Here is a 20,525-nt window from a genome sequence, read left to right as displayed (position 1 = left end):
ACGCCACCGAACACTCACCCCACGACGGCGACAATCAACCCATCCCAACCGTGCCCATCGGTGGATCGAGGCTTAGGGGAGGACCTGGCTGTAACCGTCGCGTGAGAACGTGGATATGGGGGAGATGTGGCTGCGCGCCATACCGTGGCCGACTTGGCTGTCGAGGCAGGCCTCGACATAGACGAGGCGCTCGTGACCCTGTGGGATGCAGGACTCGACAGTGTGCGGCGTCCAAGCGACGCGATCCGTCCGGCAGTGCTGAGCCAGGCTCGGAGTGCCTTGGGGCTCGCCTCGAAAAGAGAACTCAACTCTGTAAATTACTGGTGCAACCGCCTCGACATCGACGATCGCAAGCTCCGCGAGCTCTTGGCCGGCGAGGGTCTCGAGTTGTCAATTGGCGCCCGCACGCTTCCGAAGGGGGGCGTTGCCGCGATGCGGAAGTTCGAACGGGCGGGTGCCTTCGTAGTCGAGATCGCCAAGGCGGAGTCGGTTCGCGCGAGTCGCAAGCGCCACGGGATCGATAGTGCTCCACCGCCCCCGGTCGAGTGGAGGTGCGTCGGCCGTCCCAGAGACCTCCATTACTTGGAGGACGCGGAGGTCCGAGACATCCACCAGCAGCTGTTCGACGACTTCCTTCAGACAGACAACCCCATCGACACCCCGGGTACTCGTTCAGACGACCTGCTGTCTTCCGCATGCGAACGACCCCGGACAGGTCTCGATGGCACGCTGAAGTACCCCTCTGTTGAGCTAGCAGCTGCGGCGCTGGCTCACTCCTTGGTCAACAACCACGCGTTCTGGAATGGGAACAAGCGAACCGCGCTCGTTGCGTACCTCGTCTTCCTAGATGAGAACGGGTTCGTCGTCACATGCAGCGACGAGGACCTCTTCCGGTTCATCTTGAAGGTGTCTCAGCACCGCCTTGTCCCGCGCGATTGGCCGGAGTTGCCAGACAGAGAGGTGCTTGCCATGGCCGAATGGACCAAGGCGAACACCCGCCAGCTGTCGCACGGCGAGCGGATTATCAAGTGGCACCAGCTGCGGAAGATGCTGGGCGAGTACGGAGTTCGGTGCGAACAGGCAAAGAATGTCGGCAACCGAATGAACCTCTACCGCGACGTCGAAGAGCGCCGGTCCCTCGGGTTCGGCAAACGGAAGCGGACCCTGCAGTGCCAGGTTGTCTACGGCGACGAGGGGCGAGAGGTGAATCGCGGCGACCTGCGACGGCTGCGAACCGCGTTGCAGCTCGACGATGAGCATGGAGTGGACTCGAGCGCCTTCTACGACGGTGACCCTCGACCCGCGGGCGAGTTCATCTTGGAGTACCGCAGGATCTTGCGCCGCCTGGCGAAGCTCTAACCCCGGAGCGTTGGGTTGAACCTCGCCCGAAGCCGTCGCGTTCTCGCTCTAGGAAGCGAAGGCGCCTAACAAGGGCAGTCAGTTCAATCTCGCCACCCAGGTACCTCTCGCAGGTCAGGCGCATCTCTGTCCGGAGGTCATTTAGGCGCTCTCTTCTGGCGACCGAGTCGGGCTCCTGAGCGGCCCGCTGCGCGGCGAGCACCTTGAGTTTCGCAATCAGTTCCTCTGTGGACTCCAGGCTCAGCGGGGGTGCGCTCGCAGCGACTTCTCTCGCTGCTGCCGCCCACGGCGCTTCGTCGTTCATGCCCCGAGACTATAGTCTCGGTGACAGATCGCGCGGCGTATCCCTAGCGTCCTCCAGTGACCTCCCGCGATGCCGAACTCTCCCGGCTGATCGCGGGGCGTCTCGCCAGTGAGCGGCGCGAACTCGGTTGGTCGATGGAGAGGCTTGCAGACGAGGCAGGCGTGCACCGGACCTCAATCGGCTTGATCGAACGTGGTCAGCGGAGCATGACGCTCGATGTGGCGGATCGGCTCGCCCAGAGCCTGGGACTCCGCCTGTCGGAGCTCCTGAAAGATGCCGAGCGTGCGCGCATGCCTTGACGCGCATAGCGAGTTCTATTGGATGCGCAAGAGCCCCGCGCCGCGATGGGTCTTCGCCTGTCACCGCCGCCCCGGCGGGTGCTGCTGGCCGTTGGATAGTGTGCGAGCGTGACCTTCGGATGCTCGCAATCTCATAAGCTGACGCGACGAAACCTAGCTCTGACCTGCGGTTATGGGCGGATGGCGTCGTGACAGAACGAGTGAAGGGTCCAGTCGTCGAGCGACGTGGACAGATCCACGATGAGAGCACCACGGATCAACGGTTGCTCGATTCAAGGGGTTCTACGGATTGGCTTCATACCGATCCATGGCGCGTGCTGAGGATCCAGGCGGAGTTCGTCGAGGGCTTCGGCGCCCTGGCGGAGACCGGCCCGGCCATCGCGGTCTTCGGCTCCGCCCGCACCCCGGCCGACCACCCGTTCTACGCGATCGGGGAGGAGGTGGGCCGCAAGCTGGTCGAGGCCGGCTTCGCCGTCATCACCGGCGGCGGCCCCGGTGCGATGGAGGCCGCCAACAAGGGCGCCTGCGAGGCCGGGGGTGCCAGCGTCGGCCTCGGCATCGAGCTGCCCTTCGAGTCCGGTCTCAACCAGTGGGTCGACAAGGGCATCAACTTCCGCTACTTCTTCGCGCGCAAGACGATGTTCGTCAAGTACTCCCAGGGCTTCGTCGTCCTGCCCGGCGGCCTCGGCACCCTCGACGAGCTCTTCGAGGCGCTGACCCTGGTGCAGACGCGCAAGGTGACGTCGTTCCCCATCGTGCTCCTCGGCACGTCCTACTGGTCGGGCCTCATCGGCTGGCTGCGCGAGACGGTGCTGGCCGAGGGCAAGGTCAACGAGGCCGACCTCGACATGATGGTGCTCACCGACGACGTCGACGAGGCGGTGTCGCTGATGGTGGCCGCGCGCGAGGACCGCTGGCCCACGCCCGAGCCGGAGCAGCCCGAATGATGATGTGGTTCTTCGCGGTCCTCGTCGTCCTGGCCATGGGGGGTGTCGCGATGGTGGCCTCCGGGCGAGGCGGTTCGATGCCCCCTGCGTACGACGACCGTCCTGACCTCGCGCTGCCCGCCGACCGCCCCCTCGGGGCGCAGGACCTGCGCACCGTGCGGTTCCCGCTGGCGCTGCGCGGCTACCGGATGTCCGACGTCGACGTCCTGCTCGCGCGGCTCGCGAGCGAGCTCGAGGACCGGTCCGAGGACGAGCCCGGGGGTGAGCCAAGGGACGAGCCCGGCGCCGGTCCGGACAGCTCCGCCTCGTCTGGCGAGCCACCTCGCGTCTAGGGCAGACTGCCCCGTCATGTCGTTCCCGATCGTCGTCTGGATCCTCACGGCCCTCGCCGCCGTGGCGATCGTGCTGACCCGGCTCCGTCTCCGGGGCGAGGCCGCGGCGGGCCGCTTCTCCATCAGCAGCCGCGTGCCGCTGACGCACTTCGTGGCGGGGGTGGTCGCCCTCGTCCTGTGGCTGGGCGTGCTGCTCGCCCCGGAGGACTCCTTCGTCGGGGGACCGTTCGTCGGGATCCTCGCGATCGCCTTCTGGTGGGTGACCGCCATCTGCGGGCTGCTGATCCTCATGCGCTGGCTCCCGGCCAGGGGTCGGCACGCGCCCGCGGCTGCCGGGGACTCGTGGAGCGACGGCCCCGGGCTGTCCCTGCTGGCCCACCTCGGCATGGTCGTCGGTGTCCTCGTGTTCACCTACGCCTACCTCACGGCAGCCGTGTGATGGCGGCCCTGCGCCACTGGTCGGCGTACGCCGTCGCGCTGGCGCTCACCGCCACCGGGCTCGCCCTGCCGGCCCAGGCAGCGGTCGTCGGCGCCGGACCCGGCGCCCGCCCGGCCGTCGTCGAGGTGCGCACGATCGGCCACTCGGTGAAGGGGCGCCCGATCCGGGCGTGGCGCCTCGGCGAGCCGGGCAAGCGGCGCATGGTGCTCGTCTCGACGATGCACGGCGACGAGCCGCACACCCGCCGGATCCTGGAGACCCTGCGCGACGGTCGACCGGTCCGCGGCGTCGACCTGTGGGTGGTGCCGACGTACAACCCCGACGGGCTGGCCCGCGGCACCCGGCGCAACGCCCGCGGCGTGGACCTCAACCGCAACTTCCCCTACCAGTGGGCCGACCTCGACGGCACCTACGAGTCCGGCCCGCGGCCGGCGAGCGAGCCGGAGACGCGGGCGGTGATGACCTTCCTCGACGAGGTCGACCCGCGCCGCGTGATCAGCTTCCACCAGCCGCTGCACGGCGTCGACACCGACACCAAGGACGCCGGCTTCGCGCGCCGCCTGGCGCGGGCGCTGCGGCTGCCGCGGACGTCCCTCGACTGCGGCGGGCTGTGCCACGGCACGATGACGATGTGGTTCAACCGCCACTTCCGCGGCTCGGCGCTCACCGTCGAGTACGGCGGCCGGCCCCCGCGGCACCGGATGGCCGTCCAGGCGCCCCGGCAGCTGCTCGGCGCGATCGGCGCCCACCGCGCGCGCCGGGACTGAGCTCAGCGGCCGTGGAAGGCCGGCTTCTGCTTGGCCATGAACGCGTCGACGGCCGCGAGATGGTCCTCGGTCCCGCCGGTCAGCGCCATCTTGTCGGCCTCGAAGGCCAGCGACTCCTCCAGCGGGTGCGCAGCGGCGTACGCCACCGCCTGCCGGATGGAGCCGAAGGCGACGGTCGGGCCGGACGCCAGGCGGGACGCCAGCTCGGCCACGGCCTGCGGCAGCTCCTCGGCCGTGACGACCTGGGTGGCCAGCCCGAGCTCGAGTGCCTCCTGGGCGGACACGGTGCGCGGGAAGTAGAGCAGCTCCATGGCCTTGGCGCGGCCGACGAGGCGGGGCAGCGTCCAGCTCGACCCGGTGTCGCACGAGAGCGCGACGCCCGCGAAGGAGGTGTTGAAGCCGGCGGAGTCGACGACGATCCGGAAGTCGGCGGCGAAGGCCAGGCTGGCCCCGGCGCCGGCCGCGACGCCGTTGACCGCCGCGATCACGGGCTTCGGCATCGTCGAGAGGGCCAGCACGATCGGGTTGTAGTGCTGCTCGACGGTGTCGGAGAGGGGGACGTCCGCCTCGCCCTTCAGCCCGGCGAGGTGCTCCTTGAGGTCCTGGCCCACGCAGAAGGCGCGGCCGCTGCCGGTGAGCACCACGCACCGCACCTCCGGGTCGTCGGCGACCCGGTGGACGGTGTCGCGCAGGAGGTCCTTCGTGGCGACGTCGAGGCCGTTCATCGCCTCGGCGCGGTTGAGCGTGATGGTCGCGATGCCGTCCTGTACGTGGAGCAGGACGGGGGCCTCGGAGGTCGTCATGGGCGCAGTCTGCCCGACGAACATCGGGTGTCGGTTCGCCCTGTGGTGCCGATCACGCGGGTCATGGGGGATAATGGACGTCGTACGACGCCGATCGAGGTGGCCAGCACGACTCAGCCGCCTCGTTTCGCATGTGAAGAGCCACATCCAGTGATGGCTGAACCAGGAAGAGGGTGCGCCGATGGCCGCCATGAAGCCCCGCACGGGCGACGGACCGCTCGAGGTCACCAAGGAGGGGCGCGGCATCGTCATGCGGGTCCCGCTCGAGGGCGGGGGACGGCTGGTGGTGGAGCTCAACGCCGATGAGGCCACGGCTCTCGGTGATGCCCTCAAGGGCGTCGTCGGCTGATCGTGCCCACCACCTCGCTGCCGCCTCAGGTCTCCCCGCCCGGGTTCGCGCTGAGCCCCGCGCTGCCGCACCAGATCGGGGGCGCGGAGGTCTGGGCGTTCCCGGTCCTGCCGGGAGAGGACGGTCCGCTTCTCGGGCCGGGTGCCGACGAGGCCGGTGAGGCCCTCGGCGTCGACCTCCTCGCCGCGCTCGAGGCGGCGCGGGCGACCGGCCGCACGGGCGAGCTCACGACGGTCCCGGTCGGTCGCGCGACCTCCGGGGCCCGAGCCACGGCCGGCTCCGAGGACGCGTCCGACGGGCCCGGGCTGGTGCTCCTGGTCGGCGTCGGTGAGGCGACCCCCACCGACCTCCGCCGGGCCGGCGCCACGCTCGCCCGCGCGACCAAGGACCGCGCCAGCGCCGCGACGTCGCTGGCGGCGATCGCTCCCGTCGAGGGCCTCGGCGCCTTCGTCGTGGGAGCGATGCTCGGCTCGTTCGGCTTCCACTGGCGCTCCACCGGGCCCAGGGAGCGTCCGGTCGCCCGGATCGTGCTGGCAGGTGTCGACGACGACGGGGCCGACGACGAGCTCGCCCGCGCGATCGCGCTGGGCGGTGCCGGTTGGCGCTCGCGCACCCTGGCCACGGTCCCGGCCAACCTCAAGACGCCGGCATGGCTGGCCGAGCAGGCCATCGAGGTCGGCGAGGCCGCCGGCCTGGACGTGCAGGTCTGGGACGACGCGCGGCTGGAGGCCGAGGGCTTCGGTGGCATCCGTGCCGTCGGCGGCGGCTCGGTCAACGAGCCCCGGCTGATCCGCATGGACTACACCCCCCGCGGGGCCACCAAGCGCATGCCGACGGTGGTCATCGTCGGCAAGGGCATCACCTTCGACACCGGCGGCCTCGACATCAAGCCCAGCGAGGGCATGCTGACGATGAAGCGCGACATGAGCGGCGGCGGCGCCGTCATCGCGACGATGGCCGCGCTCCGCGACGTCGACTGCCCGGTCCGCGTGGTCGGCCTCGTGCCCGCCGCCGAGAACGCCGTCAGCGGTTCCGCGATGCGTCCCGGCGACGTCATCACCCACTTCGGGGGCCGCACCTCCGAGGTCAACAACACCGACGCCGAGGGCAGGCTCGTCCTGGCCGACGCGATGGCGTACGCCGTCAGCGAGCTCGCCCCGGCCGCCCTGGTCGACATCGCGACGCTGACCGGTGCGATGAAGGTGTCGCTCGGCCAGTGGACCGGCGGCTACTTCGCCAACCACGAGGGCCTCGCCGACCACGTGAGCGCCGCTGCGACCGCGTCGGGGGAGAACACCTGGCGGATGCCGCTGGTCGCCGACTACGAGGACAAGGTCGCCTCCAAGATCGCCGACGGCGACAACGCCGCGGGCGGCGCCGGCGCGATCACCGCGGCCCTCTTCCTGCAGCACTTCGCCGGCGACGTGCCCTGGGCCCACATCGACTTCGCCTCCGCCGCGGAGTCACCCGCCGACCGCTACGAGTGGACGGCCGGGCCCAGCGGCTGGGGTCCGCGCCTGCTCCTGGCCTGGTTGGGCTCGGACGACCCGCTGGCCGGGATCGCCTGATGCTCGGGCTCACCGTCCGCTGGTCGCTCCTCGACGCGCCCGCGGGGGTGGAGGAGCAGCTGGCGTCCTACGTCGCCGAGACCTCGCACGCCCGGTTCACCGGGATGGCCGGGCTGCGCTTCAAGACCTGGCGCCAGGTGCCGGGCGAGTGGTTCGAGGGCTGCTACGTCTTCGCCACCAGCGAGGCGCGCGAGGAGTTCCAGCGCACGTTCACCGAGGGGGCCGCGGAGGCTCCCGGCACCCGGATCATCGGCAGCCCGCCGATCCTCGTCGAGGCGTGCGACGTCGTCGCCGTCGCCGAGGGCTGGGACGGCTTCACCGCCGCCCCGCGCCTCTGACGCCCGGACCTGGACGGTTCGAGCCGGGTCGAGCCGGGTCGAGCCGGATCAGGCCTCGGGGGCCCACTCCTTCTTCGCCGCCAGCAGGCCGTCGCCGACGGGCAGGAGCACGGGCACCAGGTCGTCGTGCTCGAGGATGGCCCGGCCGAGGTCGCGGATGGTGACGGTCTCCTCGTCACGCTGTGCGGGGTCGGCAACCCGGTCGTGCCACAGCGCGTTGTCGAACGCCACGATCCCGCCCGGGCGCAGCAGGCGGAGCGCCTCCTTCAGGTACGCGGCGTACTCGCGCTTGTCCCCGTCGCAGAACACGAGGTCGTAGTGGCCGTCGGTGAGGCGGGGGAGCACGTCGAGCCCGGCGCCGGCGATGGTGCGCGCACGGTTGCCCGGGATCCCGGCCTCGGTGAAGGTCTCCTTGGCGAGGCGCTGGTGCTCGGCCTCGATGTCGACGGTCGTGAGCACGCCGTCGGCGCGCATGCCGCGCAGCAGCCACAGGCCGGAGACACCGGTGCCGGTGCCGACCTCCACCACCGCACGTGCGTCGAGCACGGAGGCGAGGAAGCGCAGGGCCGCGCCCACGCCGGGCCCGACGGGGGCCACGCCCACCTCCTCGGCTCGGCTGCGGGCGGCGGCCAGGAGCTCGTCCTCGGCCACGAACGTCTCGGCGTAGGACCAGCTCGCGGGCTTGATCGGGGGGGTGTGGTTCGGCACGCGGCGACTCTATCGCGCAGCAGCCGTGCCACGTGGCCGGGAACACACGGGCCCCCTCGCTCGTTGGAGGCGGTGACCCGGGCAGGAGTTCTTGGCCGGACCGCATGGTGTTCACAGGGAACTCTCAGGCGGGGTACCTACCGTCAGGAAGGACATCGAACCGTTGCAGCTGCGGTCGAGGAAGACGAGCCAGGGAGCGCCCGTGGGTGATCAGGTCGATGCCACGTCGGAAGCCGTCGACGTACCCACGTGGGACGAGGTCGTGGAGCAGCACTCCGACCGCGTGTTCCGCCTTGCCTACCGCCTGACGGGCAACCGGCCGGACGCCGAGGACCTCACCCAGGAGGTCTTCGTCCGGGTCTTCCGCTCGCTCGACGGCTACACCCCCGGGACCTTCGAGGGGTGGCTGCACCGCATCACCACCAACCTGTTCCTCGACGGGGCGCGCCGCAAGCAGCGGATCCGGTTCGACCCGCTCTCCGACGAGCGCGCCGCCCGGCTGACCAGCGCCGCGCCGGCCCCCGAGCTCGCGGTGGCCGACCAGACCTTCGACGACGACATCGAGACGGCCCTGGCGACGCTGCCGCCCGACTTCCGGGCAGCGGTCGTGCTGTGCGACGTGGAGGGACTCAGCTACGAGGAGATCGCCGAGATCATGGACGCCAAGCTCGGCACCGTGCGCTCGCGCATCCACCGGGGGCGCACGATGCTCCGCAAGGCCCTCGCCCACCGCGAGCCGGCAGCCGGACGCTCGCGCTACTCGGGCCCCCTCGCGCCCCGGCCCCGCGGACCGGTGTCGTGATGAGCCACCTCGGATCCCGGATCAGTGCCCTCCTCGACGGTCGCCTCGCGCCGGACGAGGAGGAGCGGTGCTGGAACCACGTGCACTCCTGCCACTCCTGCCGTGACCTCGTCGAGCAGGAGGGGTGGGTCAAGACCCAGCTCGCCCAGCTCTCCTTCGGCCCCGGCGAGCCGTCGCACGACTTCAAGTCCGCGCTCGTCGGTCGTTGCTCGGCGATGCAGCCCGGGCCCAGCCACGGCCTGGTCCCACCGCAGTTCCCGACCGCACGGCACCGCCCGCGCCGTGGCCTCGTCGCCATCGGCGGGGGCGCGGCGAGCGCCTGCGTCGTCGGCGTGCTCGCCCTCGGCGTGGCCGGCACCCCGCGCGTCGAGCCCCGCCCGCCCGTCACCGACCTGAGTCGGCCGACCGGTCCCGCGACCCCGGCCGTCACCGACGACCGTGGCGCCCGCGGCCCGGTCACCCCCTCCCGGACGCCCCTGGCCGAGCGCCTCGTGGCGATCCGGGAGAAGATTGCTCCGTGAGCGACGAGCACAGGCCCGACGAGCAGGTCCCGGACGAGCAGGGCACCGACCGCCCCGAGCCCGGCCGGCAGCACGACGAGCCCACCCAGCCGCTGGCCGGCTGGCACCCGACCGGTGCCGACGATGTCGAGCCCGATCCTGTTGAGCCCACCGCCGCTGGGAGTGCCGACGTCCAGCCCGAGGGCCGCCCGTACGGCGCTCCTGACGACGTCGAGCCGGACCGGCCCGGGATGCTCGCCGGCCCGCCGCCGCACCGGACGCCGTACGGCGAGCCGCCGAACCAGCAGCCGCGCGCGGGTCACGGCCACGAGGCCGCGGCTCCGACCGTCTCCTACCCGACGCAGGGGCCCTATCCGCAGCAGTCCGGCCAGCAGCAGCCCGGCCAGCAGCCCGACCAGGCCTGGTTCGGCCCGGGGCCCTACCCGCGCCAGCCGTACGCCGGTCCGACGACCGTCGCCCGCCGGATCCCGCTGTGGGTCTGGCCCGCCGTCGCCTGCCTCGCCCTGGTCGTCGGCATCCTCGGCGGCCTCGCCGGGGGCGCGATCCAGGACGAGCTCGCTGCCCGGCCGGGCACCAACGACAACGGCCTCAACGGCGTACGCACGCAGACCGCGGCACCGCTGGAGGTCGACAACGGGTCGGTGGCCGCGGTGGCGCAGGCGCTGCTGCCCAGCACGGTCCAGATCGTGGCCGAGCTCGACGGCCGGAGTGGCGGGGCCACCGGCTCCGGCTTCGTGCTGGACCGCGATGGCCACGTCGTGACCAACGACCACGTGGTCGCGTCCGCCGCCGAGGACGACGGTCCGATCGTCGTCATCGACCACACGGGGGAGCGCCGCGAGGCCACGGTGGTCGGCCGCAGCTCGGTCTACGACCTCGCCGTGCTGTCCGTCAAGGGGGCCGGGGACCTCGAGCCGGCCGCCCTCGGCTCCTCGCAGGTGCTGCGCGTCGGCGACCCCGTGATCGCGTTCGGGGCTCCGCTCGGGCTCAGCCAGACCGTCACCTCCGGCATCGTGAGCGCGCTCAACCGGCCGGTCACCACGTCGGGGCAGTCCGACGACGACTCGTCCTACATCAACGCCGTGCAGACCGACGCCGCGATCAACCCCGGCAACTCGGGTGGTCCGCTGGTGAACCTCGCCGGAGAGGTGGTCGGGGTGAACTCCGCGATCGCCACCAACGGAGGCGCGTCCGGTGAGGCCGGCAACATCGGTGTCGGCTTCGCGATCCCCATCGAGCAGGTGCGCACGACGGTCGACCAGATCCTGCGCACGGGCGAGGCGGAGTACCCCGTCATCGGCGCCCAGGTGCGCACGGGCGGCGAGCCCGACGCCAACGGGGCCACCATCACCGAGGTCATGCCCGACACCCCGGCCGAACGCGCCGGCCTCGAGAAGGACGACGTCATCACCGCGGTCGACGACCAGCCGGTCAGCGACGGCATCTCCCTCATCGTGGCCATCCGCACCCACCTCCCCGGCGAGACCGTGGAGATGTCGGTCGTCCGCGGTGGCGAGGAGCGGGTCGTGCAGGTCGAGCTCGACGGCAAGGTGGGATAGTCACCCCGACGCGACCTAGGTGTCGGACGATTCGGTCTCAGCGTCCACGAACGGGTGCTGGTCGACGAACGTCCTGGTCTCGGCGTACATCCGCTGGATGAACTCCTCGAGCTGCACCCGCTCCACGCGCCACTGGCCGCGGCCACCGATCTTGATGGCCGGCAGCTCGCCCCGGCGGACGAGCGCGTAGACCTGCGCGCCGGAGGTGTTGAGCACCTCCGCGACGTCGGCGAGCGTCAGGAAGCGGGGGTCGTCGGCCATGGGGCCATCGTGCCACCGCGGGTGCGGCTCCCGACGCCGCCCGGCCGTCCCTGTGGAGAGACAGGTGTGAAGTCCGGCTCGTGCGGCAATGATGTCGTCGTGCCTCGGACCAGCTCTCGGACCTCCTCCCGTCACGCCCGTCCGGACGCGGCCGCGCCGCCCGGCCGCGCCACCGACGTGCCGGCCGCGACGCGGGCCACGACCCCTGGGTGGCGCGACCCCCGGCTGTGGGTCGGGGTGGTCCTGGTGACGGGCTCGGTGGTGGCCGGTGCCCGCATCCTGTCCGGCGCCGACGACCTGACCCCGGTCTGGGCCGCGTCGTCCGACCTGGTCGCGGGGCAGACGATCACCGCCGCCGACCTCGAGCCCGCTCGGGTGCGCTTCGCCGAGTCCGCCGACCACGACCGCTACCTCGGCGTCGACGACGAGCTCCCGGCGGCGCTCACCCTCACCCGGCCGCTGTCTGCCGGTGAGCTGGTGCCGGCCGCCGCCCTGGGGGACGAGCCGGCCGACGACACCGTGTCGCTGTCGATCGCCGTGGCGGCCGAGCACGTCCCGACCGACCTGGTCCGGGGGTCCCGGGTGGACGTGTGGGTCGTGGCCGACCGCACGGTCCTCCAGCGCCGCGGTCGGCCGGCCGCCGAGCTGGTGCTCGGGGACGTCGTGGTCCTCGACGCGCCCGTGGTGGCCGACGCCTTCGCATCGGCGACGAGCCGACAGCTCGTCCTCGCCGTCCCCGAGACCGACGAGGAGTCGCTGGGGGTGGTCCTGGCGGCCGTCGGCGACGACCGGGTCCGCGTCGTGGGGAGGGGCTGACGACCGTGATCTGCGTGCTGCTCCTCGCGGCGGGCGAGGCGTGGGAGTCGCCGGCCATGGCCGACCTCGAGGCCCATCCCGGTGTGGTCGTGCTCAAGCGCTGCGTCGACGTCGACGACCTGCTCGCAGCCGTCACCAGCGGCCAGGCCGACGTGGCCGTGGTCTCCCTCGACGCCCCGGGCCTCGACCCGACCAGCGTCGCCCACCTGCGGCGCCATGCCGTGCGGCCCGTCGCCGTGACCTCGGCCCTGGCCGACGACCTCGACGCCCGCGAGCACGCCGCACGCCTGGGCATCACCGCACTCGTCGGGAGGGGACAGCTGGCCACCCTGCCCCGGGTGGTCACGACGGTCGAGGACGTCGCCGACACCCGTGCACGGGGTGACGACCTGTCGGTCCTCGACCCGGTCGCCGCCGCTGCCCCGCCCGCGGCGGAGGCGGGCCGGCTCGTGGTCGTCTGGGGGCCGGCCGGCGCCCCCGGCCGTACGACGGTCGCGACCAACCTGGCCTGGGAGCTCGCCCGGCGCGACGTGGCCGTGGTCCTTGCCGACCTGGACCCCTACGGTGGTGCCGTCGCGCAGCAGCTCGGCATCCTCGACGAGGTGTCCGGCCTGCTGTCGGCCGCGCGCCTCGCCTCCGCCGGCCAGCTGGACGACCGGTTCGCCTCGGTGTGCCGGAGCGTGGGGGACCGGCTGGCGGTCGTCACCGGCCTCCCGCGGGCCGACCGGTGGCGCGAGGTGAGGGCGGCGCAGGTCGACCAGCTGCTCGAGCGCGCGCGGGGTCACGGCCAGGTCGTCGTCGACACGGGCTTCAGCCTGGAGGACGACACCGGCTCCGACCTCGGCGGCCGTCCCGGTCGCAACACGCTGACCCTCGCGACCCTGGAGCAGGCCGACGAGGTGGTGGTCGTGGGCTCGGCCGACCCCGTGGGGCTCACCCGCCTCGCCCGCGGGCTCGTCGACCTGCGCGACCTCACGGCAGGCACCCCCGTGCGGGTCGTCGTCAACCGGATGCGTTCCTCGATCGGGTGGTCGGAGAAGGAGATCGCCGGCATGGTCGAGGGCTTCAGTCGGGTCGCCGGCCTGCACTTCCTGCCCGAGGACCGGCCCGGTCTCGACCGGGCGCTGGTCAGCGGCCGTCCGGTCGCCGACCTCGGCGACTCGTCCCTGGTGCGGGCCCTCGCCGCGCTGGCCGACGCCGTGCTCCCGGCTCACAGCAGTGGAGGAGCGGACCGCTCCTCCGGACGAACCCGCCACCTTCGGCGTCAATTCGGGCAAGTCAAGAGGGCAAAATTCTGAAAACCATCAAGATTTGACGTAATTTGGGCCCCGAACCCGAGGGGGAACTTCCATGTCGCGTCACTTCCGCATCGCCACCATCGCCACCCTGGCGGTCGTCCTGTCCGCAGCTCCGGCGTCTGCCAAGCTCTTCCAGGGCACCACCGGTCACGACACCATCAAGGGCAAGAACCGCGCCGACAAGATCATGGCGATCGGTGGCCAGGACAAGGTCACCGCCCGTGGCGGCAACGACAGGGTCTACGCCGGCAACGGGCACGACACCGTCAGCGGCGACGACGGCGACGACTGGATCACCCTGCAGCCCGGCAACGACTGGGGCTCCGGCGGGCTCGGCAACGACTCCCTCGACGGCGGTCAGGGCGACGACGTCATGTACGGCGGCGAGGGCAATGACAAGCTCACCGCCGGAGCCGGCATCGACGTCGTGCACGGCGAGGGCGGCAACGACCTGGTCGGCGGCGGTGACGGTGACGACCAACTCTTCGGCGGCGACGGCATCGACAAGCACATCGGCAACGACGGCAACGACTGGATCGACGCCGGTCCCGGTGACGACGGCGCGATCCAGGGCGGACCCGGCAACGACGTGCTGATCGACGGGGAGGGCAACGACGTCAAGATCAAGGGCGACGAGGGCGACGACGCCGTCTTCCTCGGTCCCGGCCGCGACAAGGTCTTCACCGAGCAGGGCAACGACACCATCTACGTGCTTCCCGACGGCGACGAGGACCGCATCCACTGCGACGACCCGACCCTGGGCGGCGTCGGCAACGCCGACCGGGTGATCTTCGTCGGCTGGCGCGACCCCGCCGACGTGATCGACTACCGCGGTTCCTGCGACATCATCGAGGTCACGTCGGCGCTGCCGGCCGGGTGGCCCTACGGCTCGATCCCGTCGCAGCGCTAGGTCATGCAGCGAACAGCAGGTACAGGCCTCCCACGGTGAAGCCGACCATCGCCACCAGCAGCGGCAGCTGACCTGTCAGCTGGTGCCGCTTGGGCAGCAGCTTGACGGCCCGGTCGTGCGCCGCGACGACGCCCACCACGTGGCCGAGGGTGACCGCGCACACCTTCATGACCGCCAGGAACGTCGGGTGCTGGGAGAGCCAGTAGTTGACCTGGAGGTCGGCGGTGCCGAGGTAGTCGTCGCCGCGGCTGAACGGGTCGCTCAGCTGGATGAGGGTCTGCTGGCCGTACTCGACGAAGTAGGTCAGGTAGTGGGCCGCGATGTAGCCCACGATGATCGGGATGACCGAGTGGGCGAACAGGTTGGGCAGCGCGCGCCGCGGGACGTCGCTCGTGACGCCCGTCGCCATGGTGGCCACCGCCAGCGCGAGTGAGACGCCGGCCGAGAACGCGATGAGCGCCAGGGTGTCGGGCCACACCCGCGAGGTCGACATCGACTGCACGAGCTGGAGCCAGGGCGGCGAATCCCGGAAGGAGTCGAAGGCCGTGCTCCCGAAGAGGACGCCGACGACCGCCACCAGGCCCGGCCGCGGCACGACCGTGTCGAGGTTGGCGAGCGGACTGCGCAGCACGAGCGCTCCGTCACGGCGACCCCAGACGGACAGCTTCGCGACCAGCGAGGAGTAGACCTCGAACGGGTCGGCCCGGGCGAGGAACGTCGTACCCCACAGGGCGGAGCCGATGAACATGATGCCGAGGTAGGCCGCGAACCAGAGCCGCACCGGGCCGAGGTCGGTGGAGTAGGGGTAGACGAGCTCGAGCCACACGAAGGCGAACAGCCCGGCCGCGGCCGGCCAGTAGCCGAGCCGAGCGGGATAGGCGTAGAGGCCCTCGCCCTCGGGAGCCCCGGAGATCTTCGCGAACAGCATGCTGATGGTCCGCGCCGGGCTGATGGCCCGGAAGACGGGACCCAGCAGCAGCGAGGCGGGCACGAGGCCGACCCACAGCAGCACGTAGACGGTGCCGAGGAACGGGTTGATCAGGGTGTCCTCGCCGAGCACCGCGGCTGCGGCGAGGTAGAGGAAGAAGACCATGCCGAACACCCGCGCCGCGACGGCGAGCGCGCGGGACGACACCAACCGGTCCAGCCACGGGGGTGCCGGACGGCCGCTGGTGGCCGCGTCGTAGCGGGGCTCGCGCCAGGCCACGGCGAGCACGGTGAAGGAGACCACGAGCGCGGCGACGGCGCCCGCGATCGCGAGCTCGGAGGGGATCGGCAGGTCCTTGGCGCCGCCGAGGCCGTGGGCGGAGATGGAGCCGCCCACGGTTGCGGGAAAGAGGCTCACCGGACTTCGAGCTGCAGCAGGATCACGTCGGGGTCGTGGCTCTCCACCTCGAGCACGCCCGGTCGGTCGACGACGATCTCGTGCTCGGACGTGCCGGCGTCGTAGGCGATCGTCTGTTCGGGCGTGGTGTGCACGTGGAGCTCGCCCGCCTCGTCGGCCTCGATCGTCAGGACCAGGGGCTGGTCGATCCCGAGCTCCACCCGCTCGCCGTTGGGGGTGAAGGAGTCGCCCTCGCGGGTGACGGTCAGGGCGACGGCGTCGGACTCCGTGCCCGAGTCGGACGGGGACTCGGAGGGGGATTCGGAGGGGGACTCGGAGGGGGTCGCGGCCTGGTCGGCGGCCGGCGGGTCGGTGTCAGCGTCGCCGCCGCACGCGGTGAGCGACGCGGCCAGGACGAGCACGACGGGGGCGAGGCGCGTGAGGACGCGACCGGACACGGGGGTTCTCCTTCGACGACTGCACGGGCAGGCAGCGACCGCGGCACTCGCGGCGTCACTGCCTCTGCCAGAATCCCATGCGGGACAAGATCACCGACGAGAGGGCACCACATGAGTGAGCGCAGCGAGTGCGTGCATGAGTGAGCGGCTCCGGCCGCGGGACCTGGCCATCCTGGCCGCCGAGTCCCCCACGACGCCCATGCACAACGCCACGGTGGAGATCTTCGACCCGGGGGAGTCCGGGTTCGACCACGACCGGCTCGTGCAGCTCATCGCCGACCGGATCGCCTTCGTCCCCCGCTACCGCCAGCGCCTGCAGCTGGTGCCGGGGCGGCTGGCGAACCCGGCGTGGGTGGACGACGAGGGCTTCGACCTCGGCTACCACGTACGCCGCTCCGCGCTGCCGCGACCGGGGTCGATCGACCAGCTCCGCGAGCTCGTGGCGCGCATCGCGTCACGGCCGCTCGACCGCAGCCGCCCGCTGTGGGAATGCTACTTCGTCGAGGGCCCCGAGCACGGCCGCGTCGCCCTGCTGACCAAGAGCCACCAGATCCTCGTCGACGGGCGCGAGACCGTCGACATCGGCCAGGTGCTGCTCGACACGTCCCCGGACCGCTCCACCCTCGGGCACGACGACGACTGGCGACCGGGTCGCCCGGCCGGTCCGGTGGCGGCCGCGCTCAACGCGGTGACCGACAGCCTCGAGAGTCCCCGCACGCTCTGGATGACCACCCGCGCCAACGCCGAGTCGCTCGGTCGCGCGGCCTCCGCCTCGGGCGCCCGCGTGGCCGAGGTGGCCAACGCCCTCGCCGGCCGTGGTCCGGTCCACTCCACGCCGGTGCACAGGCGACTCTCCCAGCAGCGCCGCTTCGTGACCGCGCGCACCGAGCTCTCCGACTACCGCGCGATCCGCGAGGTGCACGGCGGCACGGTCAACGACGTCATCCTCGCCACCCTGGCCGGCGGTCTCCGCGGCTGGTTGATGGCCCGTGCGGAGTCACTCGGCGGGCTCCGCACGATCAAGGCCATCGTGCCGATGTCGGTCATCGACGACGAGCTCGAGCCGACGTCGCTCGGCACCCAGATCACCGGCCACCTGGTGAACCTGCCCATCGGCGAGCCCAGCCCCGTCGTCCGGCTGCACCAGGTCAGCTACGACCTGCGCGCCCACCGCGACAACGGGCGCAACGTCTCGGCCCGCCGGCTCTCCGGCATCGCCGGCTTCGCCCCGACGACGTTCCACGCGCTCGGGGCGCGCCTCGCGACCGCCGAGCTGCGACGCGGGTTCCACGTCTCCATCACCAACGTGCCGGGTCCGCAGTTCCCGCTCTACGCCGACGGCGCCCGGATGCTCGAGTCCTACCCGGTGCACCCGCTGCTTCCCGACCACCCGCTGGCCATCGGCGTGACGTCCTACGACGGCAAGGTGTTCTACGGCATCACGGCCGACCGCGACGCCGTACCCGACGCCGACGTCCTGGGGCAGTGCGTGCTGGAGTCGCTCGAGGAGCTGAAGGACTCGGCGTCCGACACCCGGCCGCGCGCCCCGCGCGGTCGCAAGAAGGCTGCCGGGAAGGGGGAGAAGTGACACGCCGCTACCTGCCGTCGTCGTTGCCGCGCCTGGCCGACGACTGGGCGGCCGACGGTCCCCGCGTCGTCGACGCGGTCCTCGCCGCCGACGACGCCGAGGAGAGCGAGTACGACGCCCTGATGACCGCCGCGGACGCCTCCACCGAGCTGGTGGCCGGGCTCTCCGACGGGCAGCGACGGCGCGTCGTCGTGGTCGCCGAGACCGCCACGGCCGACGCCCCCGTCCGCTGGCGCGACGTCGTCGCGGTGCACGTCGACACCGAGGACGACGCGGACGCCGACGACGACCTCGCCTGGTGGGCCACCCAGGAGATCGGCGACCTCGTCGCCGCCCGCTGACCGAGCCGCCTGGTCGGGCCCCTGATCCAACACTTTGAGGCGCGCAAGCGCGTCTGACACGATCAGCCGCATGGACGCGATCACTTTTCCTCCGGCGCCGACCAACGAGCCGAACCTGACCTACGCGCCCGGCGCCCCGGAGCGCGAGGCCCTGGTCACCGAGCTCGCCCGTCTCGAGGGCGAGCAGCACACCTTCCACGCCGTCATCGGCGGCGAGCACCGCGAGGGCGGCGGCGCGGAGACCCAGGTCGTCCAGCCCCACGACCACCAGCACGTGCTGGGCACCCTGCGCGGGGCCACGACGAAGGACACCGAGGACGCCATCGCGGCCGCGGCCGCTGCCGCCCCGGGTTGGCAGGCGATGCCCTTCGACGAGAAGTGCGCGATCATCCTCAAGGCAGCCGACCTGCTGGCCGGCCCGTGGCGCCAGCGCCTGAACGCCGCGACCATGCTGGGCCAGTCCAAGACGGCCTTCCAGGCCGAGATCGACGCGGCGTGCGAGCTGATCGACTTCTGGCGGTTCAACGTCCACTACGCCAAGCAGATCCTCACCGACCAGCCGATCGCCAACAGCCCCGGCATCTGGAACCGCACCGACCACCGCCCGCTCGAGGGCTTCGTCTACGCGATCACGCCGTTCAACTTCACCGCGATCGCGGGCAACCTGCCCACTGCGCCCGCGCTGATGGGCAACACGGTGCTGTGGAAGCCCTCGCCGACCCAGCAGCTCGCCGCGTCGCTGACGATGGAGCTGCTGGAGGAGGCCGGCATGCCGCCCGGCGTCATCAACATGCTTCCCGGCGACGGTCTCGACGTCTCCAAGGTCGCCCTGGCCCACCGCGACCTGGCGGGCATCCACTTCACCGGCTCCACCCCGACGTTCCAGCACCTGTGGCGCACCGTCGGTGAGAACATCACCGGCTACCGCGCCTACCCGCGCATCGTCGGCGAGACCGGGGGCAAGGACTTCATCGTCGCCCACCCGTCGGCCGACCCCGACGTGCTGCGCGTCGCGATGATCCGTGGCGCGTTCGAGTTCCAGGGCCAGAAGTGCTCGGCCGCCTCGCGCGCCTACGTCCCGCGCTCGGTGTGGGTGAAGATCAAGGACCAGCTCGTCGCCGACACCGAGGCGCTGGCGATGGGTGACGTCACCGACCTGTCGAACTTCATGGGAGCGGTGATCGACGACCGCGCGTTCGCCAAGCACCGCAAGGCGATCGCCCGCATCGAGGGCACCGACCACCTCACGCTGCTCGCGGGCGGCCAGACCGACGACTCGGTGGGCTACTTCGTGCGGCCCACGATCGTGGAGTCGAGCGACCCGACCGACCAGATGTTCTCCGAGGAGTACTTCGGGCCGATCCTGGCCGTCCACGTCTACGACGACGCCGACTTCGAGTCCGTGGTGGCGCAGATGGAGTCGTTCGCGCCCTACGCCCTCACCGGCGCGATCATCGCGCAGGACCGCGCCGCCATCGCCTGGGCGCGCAAGACGCTGCGCTTCGCAGCGGGGAACTTCTACATCAACGACAAGCCGACCGGCGCCGTCGTCGGCCAGCAGCCCTTCGGCGGCGGTCGTGCGTCGGGCACCAACGACAAGGCCGGCGCCGCGGTCAACCTGCTGCGCTGGACCTCGCCGCGCTCGATCAAGGAGACCTTCGTGCCTCCGAAGGACCACCGCTACCCGGACCAGGGCTGACGTCCGGGCGCTCCGCGGAGTGGGGGAGGATGGGGTCGTGCTCGACCCCGTCCTCCCGCTCCGGCCCCTGTGGCACATGGGGTCTCTCCACCCCTACGAGCAGGCGCTCACGCTGCTGCTCGCCTTCGGCCCGTTCCTGGTCCTCGGACTGGTGATCTGGCGGCGGCGCCGCGAGGACGACGCCGAGTGAGCCAGCCGTGAGCCAGCGGGTGAGCTAGCGGGTCAGCCACTCCTGGCCCACGCGGTGCTCGACGTCGAGCGCGTGCCCCAGCAGGTCGACGACCATCGTCTCGATCCTGCCGCCCAGGAGCGGGACCCGGACGGTGACGGCCAGGTCGACCTGCTGCGTCGTCCGTCCCCCCGACTCGGTCAGCCCGATCGTGCCGGACGCCTCACCGGGCTTGCCGGCGATCGCGATCGCCACGTCGGCCGTGGTCGCCGAGGTCCACGTCTCGGTCTGGACGACGACGATCTCCTCACCCACGAAGGAGCGCGCGAACGACGGGACGTCCCCGGCCGAGCGCACCTGCTCGATCCGCACCACGTCGCCGTCCACGTCCGCCGAGCCGCGTACGACGCGCTGCCGGCGCAGCACCTCCTCACGGAACGCCGGGTCGTCGAGCATGGCCCCGACGGCGTCGGTGGAGGCGTCGTAGGTCAGCGTCTTCGTGAGCTTCTTCATGGCGCTCATCATGGCCCAAACGGCGCTCGCACCCCCATGTTGTGGCCGTCACA

25 protein-coding genes are annotated in these 20,525 nt (G+C 71.7%); 19 read left to right on the top strand and 6 right to left on the bottom strand.

The features are described from left to right. The first annotated feature begins 153 nt into the window (after nt 1-153). The 6 genes from Q1B24_RS20560 (at nt 154) to Q1B24_RS20535 (ending at nt 4,447) form a co-directional block, all read left to right on the top strand. Nucleotides 154-1,359 (top strand): type II toxin-antitoxin system death-on-curing family toxin, encoded by a 1,206-nt coding sequence (locus tag Q1B24_RS20560; RefSeq protein ID WP_299932295.1) that lies wholly within the window; start codon nt 154-156, stop codon nt 1,357-1,359. Nucleotides 1,360-1,719: 360 nt separating this feature from the next. After that, nucleotides 1,720-1,962: a helix-turn-helix transcriptional regulator gene (locus tag Q1B24_RS20555; RefSeq protein WP_299932292.1), complete on the top strand. Its 243-nt coding sequence runs from the start codon at nt 1,720-1,722 to the stop codon at nt 1,960-1,962. Nucleotides 1,963-2,150: 188 nt separating this feature from the next. Next, nucleotides 2,151-2,909 carry a TIGR00730 family Rossman fold protein gene (locus Q1B24_RS20550; protein ID WP_299932289.1) on the top strand — a complete coding sequence of 253 codons (759 nt, stop codon included), beginning with the start codon at nt 2,151-2,153 and terminating at the stop codon, nt 2,907-2,909. Then, nucleotides 2,906-3,241, top strand: coding sequence for a DivIVA domain-containing protein (locus Q1B24_RS20545; protein WP_299932286.1), 336 nt, complete (start codon nt 2,906-2,908; stop codon nt 3,239-3,241). Before Q1B24_RS20550 ends, Q1B24_RS20545 begins: the two co-directional genes overlap by 4 nt. A 16-nt stretch (nt 3,242-3,257) precedes the next feature. Beyond that, the gene (locus Q1B24_RS20540; protein ID WP_299932283.1) at nt 3,258-3,680 is read left to right on the top strand and encodes a hypothetical protein; all 423 of its coding nucleotides are present in this window, start codon (nt 3,258-3,260) and stop codon (nt 3,678-3,680) included. Continuing rightward, the gene (locus Q1B24_RS20535) at nt 3,680-4,447 is read left to right on the top strand and encodes a M14 family zinc carboxypeptidase (RefSeq protein ID WP_299932280.1); all 768 of its coding nucleotides are present in this window, start codon (nt 3,680-3,682) and stop codon (nt 4,445-4,447) included. The genes Q1B24_RS20540 and Q1B24_RS20535 overlap by 1 nt, the downstream gene beginning before the upstream one ends. A gap of 2 nt (nt 4,448-4,449) precedes the next feature. Here Q1B24_RS20535 and Q1B24_RS20530 read toward each other — a convergent pair whose 3' ends face one another. Then, a complete protein-coding gene (locus tag Q1B24_RS20530; RefSeq protein WP_299932277.1) occupies nt 4,450-5,250 on the bottom strand; it encodes an enoyl-CoA hydratase-related protein in 801 nt (266 codons plus the stop codon). A gap of 181 nt (nt 5,251-5,431) precedes the next feature. Between Q1B24_RS20530 and Q1B24_RS20525 the strand changes: the two genes are divergently transcribed. From Q1B24_RS20525 to Q1B24_RS20515, 3 genes are read left to right on the top strand one after another with little or no spacing between them, the layout of a single operon-like run. Continuing rightward, a complete protein-coding gene (locus Q1B24_RS20525; RefSeq protein ID WP_082602897.1) occupies nt 5,432-5,599 on the top strand; it encodes a DUF3117 domain-containing protein in 168 nt (55 codons plus the stop codon). 2 nt (nt 5,600-5,601) lie between these two features. Continuing rightward, complete coding sequence (locus Q1B24_RS20520) at nt 5,602-7,167, top strand: M17 family metallopeptidase (protein ID WP_299932265.1); 1,566 nt, start codon at nt 5,602-5,604, stop codon at nt 7,165-7,167. After that, the gene (locus Q1B24_RS20515; protein ID WP_299932262.1) at nt 7,167-7,505 is read left to right on the top strand and encodes a hypothetical protein; all 339 of its coding nucleotides are present in this window, start codon (nt 7,167-7,169) and stop codon (nt 7,503-7,505) included. Before Q1B24_RS20520 ends, Q1B24_RS20515 begins: the two co-directional genes overlap by 1 nt. A gap of 48 nt (nt 7,506-7,553) precedes the next feature. Here Q1B24_RS20515 and Q1B24_RS20510 read toward each other — a convergent pair whose 3' ends face one another. Beyond that, nucleotides 7,554-8,213 (bottom strand): O-methyltransferase, encoded by a 660-nt coding sequence (locus Q1B24_RS20510; RefSeq protein WP_299932259.1) that lies wholly within the window; start codon nt 8,211-8,213, stop codon nt 7,554-7,556. 169 nt (nt 8,214-8,382) lie between these two features. On the opposite strand from Q1B24_RS20510, the gene sigE reads away from it, so the two are divergent. Genes sigE through Q1B24_RS20495 form a run of 3 tightly spaced genes read left to right on the top strand, consistent with a single transcriptional unit; the run spans nt 8,383 to nt 11,095 of the window. Beyond that, complete coding sequence (gene sigE / locus Q1B24_RS20505) at nt 8,383-9,015, top strand: RNA polymerase sigma factor SigE (protein ID WP_299932301.1); 633 nt, start codon at nt 8,383-8,385, stop codon at nt 9,013-9,015. Then, nucleotides 9,015-9,536, top strand: coding sequence for an anti-sigma factor (locus Q1B24_RS20500; RefSeq protein ID WP_299932256.1), 522 nt, complete (start codon nt 9,015-9,017; stop codon nt 9,534-9,536). The genes sigE and Q1B24_RS20500 overlap by 1 nt, the downstream gene beginning before the upstream one ends. Beyond that, entirely contained in the window at nt 9,533-11,095 is a 1,563-nt protein-coding gene (locus tag Q1B24_RS20495; RefSeq protein ID WP_299932253.1) for a trypsin-like peptidase domain-containing protein, read from the top strand. The genes Q1B24_RS20500 and Q1B24_RS20495 overlap by 4 nt, the downstream gene beginning before the upstream one ends. 15 nt (nt 11,096-11,110) lie before the next feature. Here the strand turns inward: Q1B24_RS20495 and Q1B24_RS20490 are convergent, their stop codons facing one another. Then, entirely contained in the window at nt 11,111-11,356 is a 246-nt protein-coding gene (locus Q1B24_RS20490; RefSeq protein ID WP_299932250.1) for a helix-turn-helix domain-containing protein, read from the bottom strand. A 99-nt stretch (nt 11,357-11,455) separates the two neighbouring features. Here Q1B24_RS20490 and Q1B24_RS20485 point away from each other — a divergent pair, with 99 nt between their 5' ends. The 3 genes from Q1B24_RS20485 to Q1B24_RS20475 are packed head-to-tail and all read left to right on the top strand — an operon-like array spanning nt 11,456 to nt 14,380. Further along, nucleotides 11,456-12,172: a hypothetical protein gene (locus Q1B24_RS20485; RefSeq protein ID WP_299932247.1), complete on the top strand. Its 717-nt coding sequence runs from the start codon at nt 11,456-11,458 to the stop codon at nt 12,170-12,172. 14 nt (nt 12,173-12,186) lie between these two features. Beyond that, nucleotides 12,187-13,470: a hypothetical protein gene (locus Q1B24_RS20480; protein ID WP_299932244.1), complete on the top strand. Its 1,284-nt coding sequence runs from the start codon at nt 12,187-12,189 to the stop codon at nt 13,468-13,470. Between the two features lie 52 nt (nt 13,471-13,522). Then, entirely contained in the window at nt 13,523-14,380 is an 858-nt protein-coding gene (locus Q1B24_RS20475; protein ID WP_299932241.1) for a calcium-binding protein, read from the top strand. A gap of 1 nt (nt 14,381) precedes the next feature. Here the strand turns inward: Q1B24_RS20475 and Q1B24_RS20470 are convergent, their stop codons facing one another. Then, on the bottom strand, nt 14,382-15,704 hold the full coding sequence (locus Q1B24_RS20470) for a hypothetical protein (RefSeq protein WP_299932238.1): 1,323 nt from the start codon (nt 15,702-15,704) through the stop codon (nt 14,382-14,384). A gap of 17 nt (nt 15,705-15,721) precedes the next feature. Then, nucleotides 15,722-16,162 (bottom strand): hypothetical protein, encoded by a 441-nt coding sequence (locus Q1B24_RS20465; protein WP_299932235.1) that lies wholly within the window; start codon nt 16,160-16,162, stop codon nt 15,722-15,724. Nucleotides 16,163-16,298: 136 nt separating this feature from the next. Between Q1B24_RS20465 and Q1B24_RS20460 the strand changes: the two genes are divergently transcribed. The 4 genes from Q1B24_RS20460 (at nt 16,299) to Q1B24_RS20445 (ending at nt 19,980) form a co-directional block, all read left to right on the top strand. Continuing rightward, nucleotides 16,299-17,750, top strand: coding sequence for a wax ester/triacylglycerol synthase family O-acyltransferase (locus Q1B24_RS20460; protein ID WP_299932233.1), 1,452 nt, complete (start codon nt 16,299-16,301; stop codon nt 17,748-17,750). Beyond that, nucleotides 17,747-18,091 carry a hypothetical protein gene (locus tag Q1B24_RS20455; RefSeq protein ID WP_299932230.1) on the top strand — a complete coding sequence of 115 codons (345 nt, stop codon included), beginning with the start codon at nt 17,747-17,749 and terminating at the stop codon, nt 18,089-18,091. The genes Q1B24_RS20460 and Q1B24_RS20455 overlap by 4 nt, the downstream gene beginning before the upstream one ends. Nucleotides 18,092-18,161: 70 nt before the next feature. Further along, on the top strand, nt 18,162-19,790 hold the full coding sequence (gene pruA, locus Q1B24_RS20450; RefSeq protein WP_299932227.1) for an L-glutamate gamma-semialdehyde dehydrogenase: 1,629 nt from the start codon (nt 18,162-18,164) through the stop codon (nt 19,788-19,790). 37 nt (nt 19,791-19,827) lie between these two features. Continuing rightward, entirely contained in the window at nt 19,828-19,980 is a 153-nt protein-coding gene (locus Q1B24_RS20445) for a hypothetical protein (RefSeq protein ID WP_299932223.1), read from the top strand. Nucleotides 19,981-20,004: 24 nt separating this feature from the next. Here the strand turns inward: Q1B24_RS20445 and Q1B24_RS20440 are convergent, their stop codons facing one another. Continuing rightward, nucleotides 20,005-20,472 (bottom strand): DUF2505 domain-containing protein, encoded by a 468-nt coding sequence (locus tag Q1B24_RS20440; RefSeq protein WP_299932220.1) that lies wholly within the window; start codon nt 20,470-20,472, stop codon nt 20,005-20,007. Nucleotides 20,473-20,525: the final 53 nt, after the last annotated feature.

It is taken from the genome of uncultured Nocardioides sp. (genome assembly GCF_947488025.1).
GTDB lineage: Bacteria > Actinomycetota > Actinomycetes > Propionibacteriales > Nocardioidaceae > Nocardioides.
Note: the sequence above shows the minus strand (reverse complement) of the source record. Positions and strands in the feature narration are given on the sequence as shown.

What these genes read in the sequence shown, in the direction of transcription:
- pruA (WP_299932227.1), top strand. Translation starts at nt 18,162, where the DNA reads ATGGACGCGATCACTTTTCCTCCGGCGCCGACCAACGAGCCGAACCTG.
- Q1B24_RS20515 (WP_299932262.1), top strand. Translation starts at nt 7,167, where the DNA reads ATGCTCGGGCTCACCGTCCGCTGGTCGCTCCTCGACGCGCCCGCGGGG.
- Q1B24_RS20475 (WP_299932241.1), top strand. Translation starts at nt 13,523, where the DNA reads ATGTCGCGTCACTTCCGCATCGCCACCATCGCCACCCTGGCGGTCGTC.
- Q1B24_RS20540 (WP_299932283.1), top strand. Translation starts at nt 3,258, where the DNA reads ATGTCGTTCCCGATCGTCGTCTGGATCCTCACGGCCCTCGCCGCCGTG.
- Q1B24_RS20460 (WP_299932233.1), top strand. Translation starts at nt 16,299, where the DNA reads ATGAGTGAGCGGCTCCGGCCGCGGGACCTGGCCATCCTGGCCGCCGAG.
- Q1B24_RS20535 (WP_299932280.1), top strand. Translation starts at nt 3,680, where the DNA reads ATGGCGGCCCTGCGCCACTGGTCGGCGTACGCCGTCGCGCTGGCGCTC.
- Q1B24_RS20545 (WP_299932286.1), top strand. Translation starts at nt 2,906, where the DNA reads ATGATGATGTGGTTCTTCGCGGTCCTCGTCGTCCTGGCCATGGGGGGT.
- Q1B24_RS20525 (WP_082602897.1), top strand. Translation starts at nt 5,432, where the DNA reads ATGGCCGCCATGAAGCCCCGCACGGGCGACGGACCGCTCGAGGTCACC.
- Q1B24_RS20500 (WP_299932256.1), top strand. Translation starts at nt 9,015, where the DNA reads ATGAGCCACCTCGGATCCCGGATCAGTGCCCTCCTCGACGGTCGCCTC.
- Q1B24_RS20440 (WP_299932220.1), bottom strand. Translation starts at nt 20,472, where the DNA reads ATGAAGAAGCTCACGAAGACGCTGACCTACGACGCCTCCACCGACGCC.
- Q1B24_RS20490 (WP_299932250.1), bottom strand. Translation starts at nt 11,356, where the DNA reads ATGGCCGACGACCCCCGCTTCCTGACGCTCGCCGACGTCGCGGAGGTG.
- Q1B24_RS20530 (WP_299932277.1), bottom strand. Translation starts at nt 5,250, where the DNA reads ATGACGACCTCCGAGGCCCCCGTCCTGCTCCACGTACAGGACGGCATC.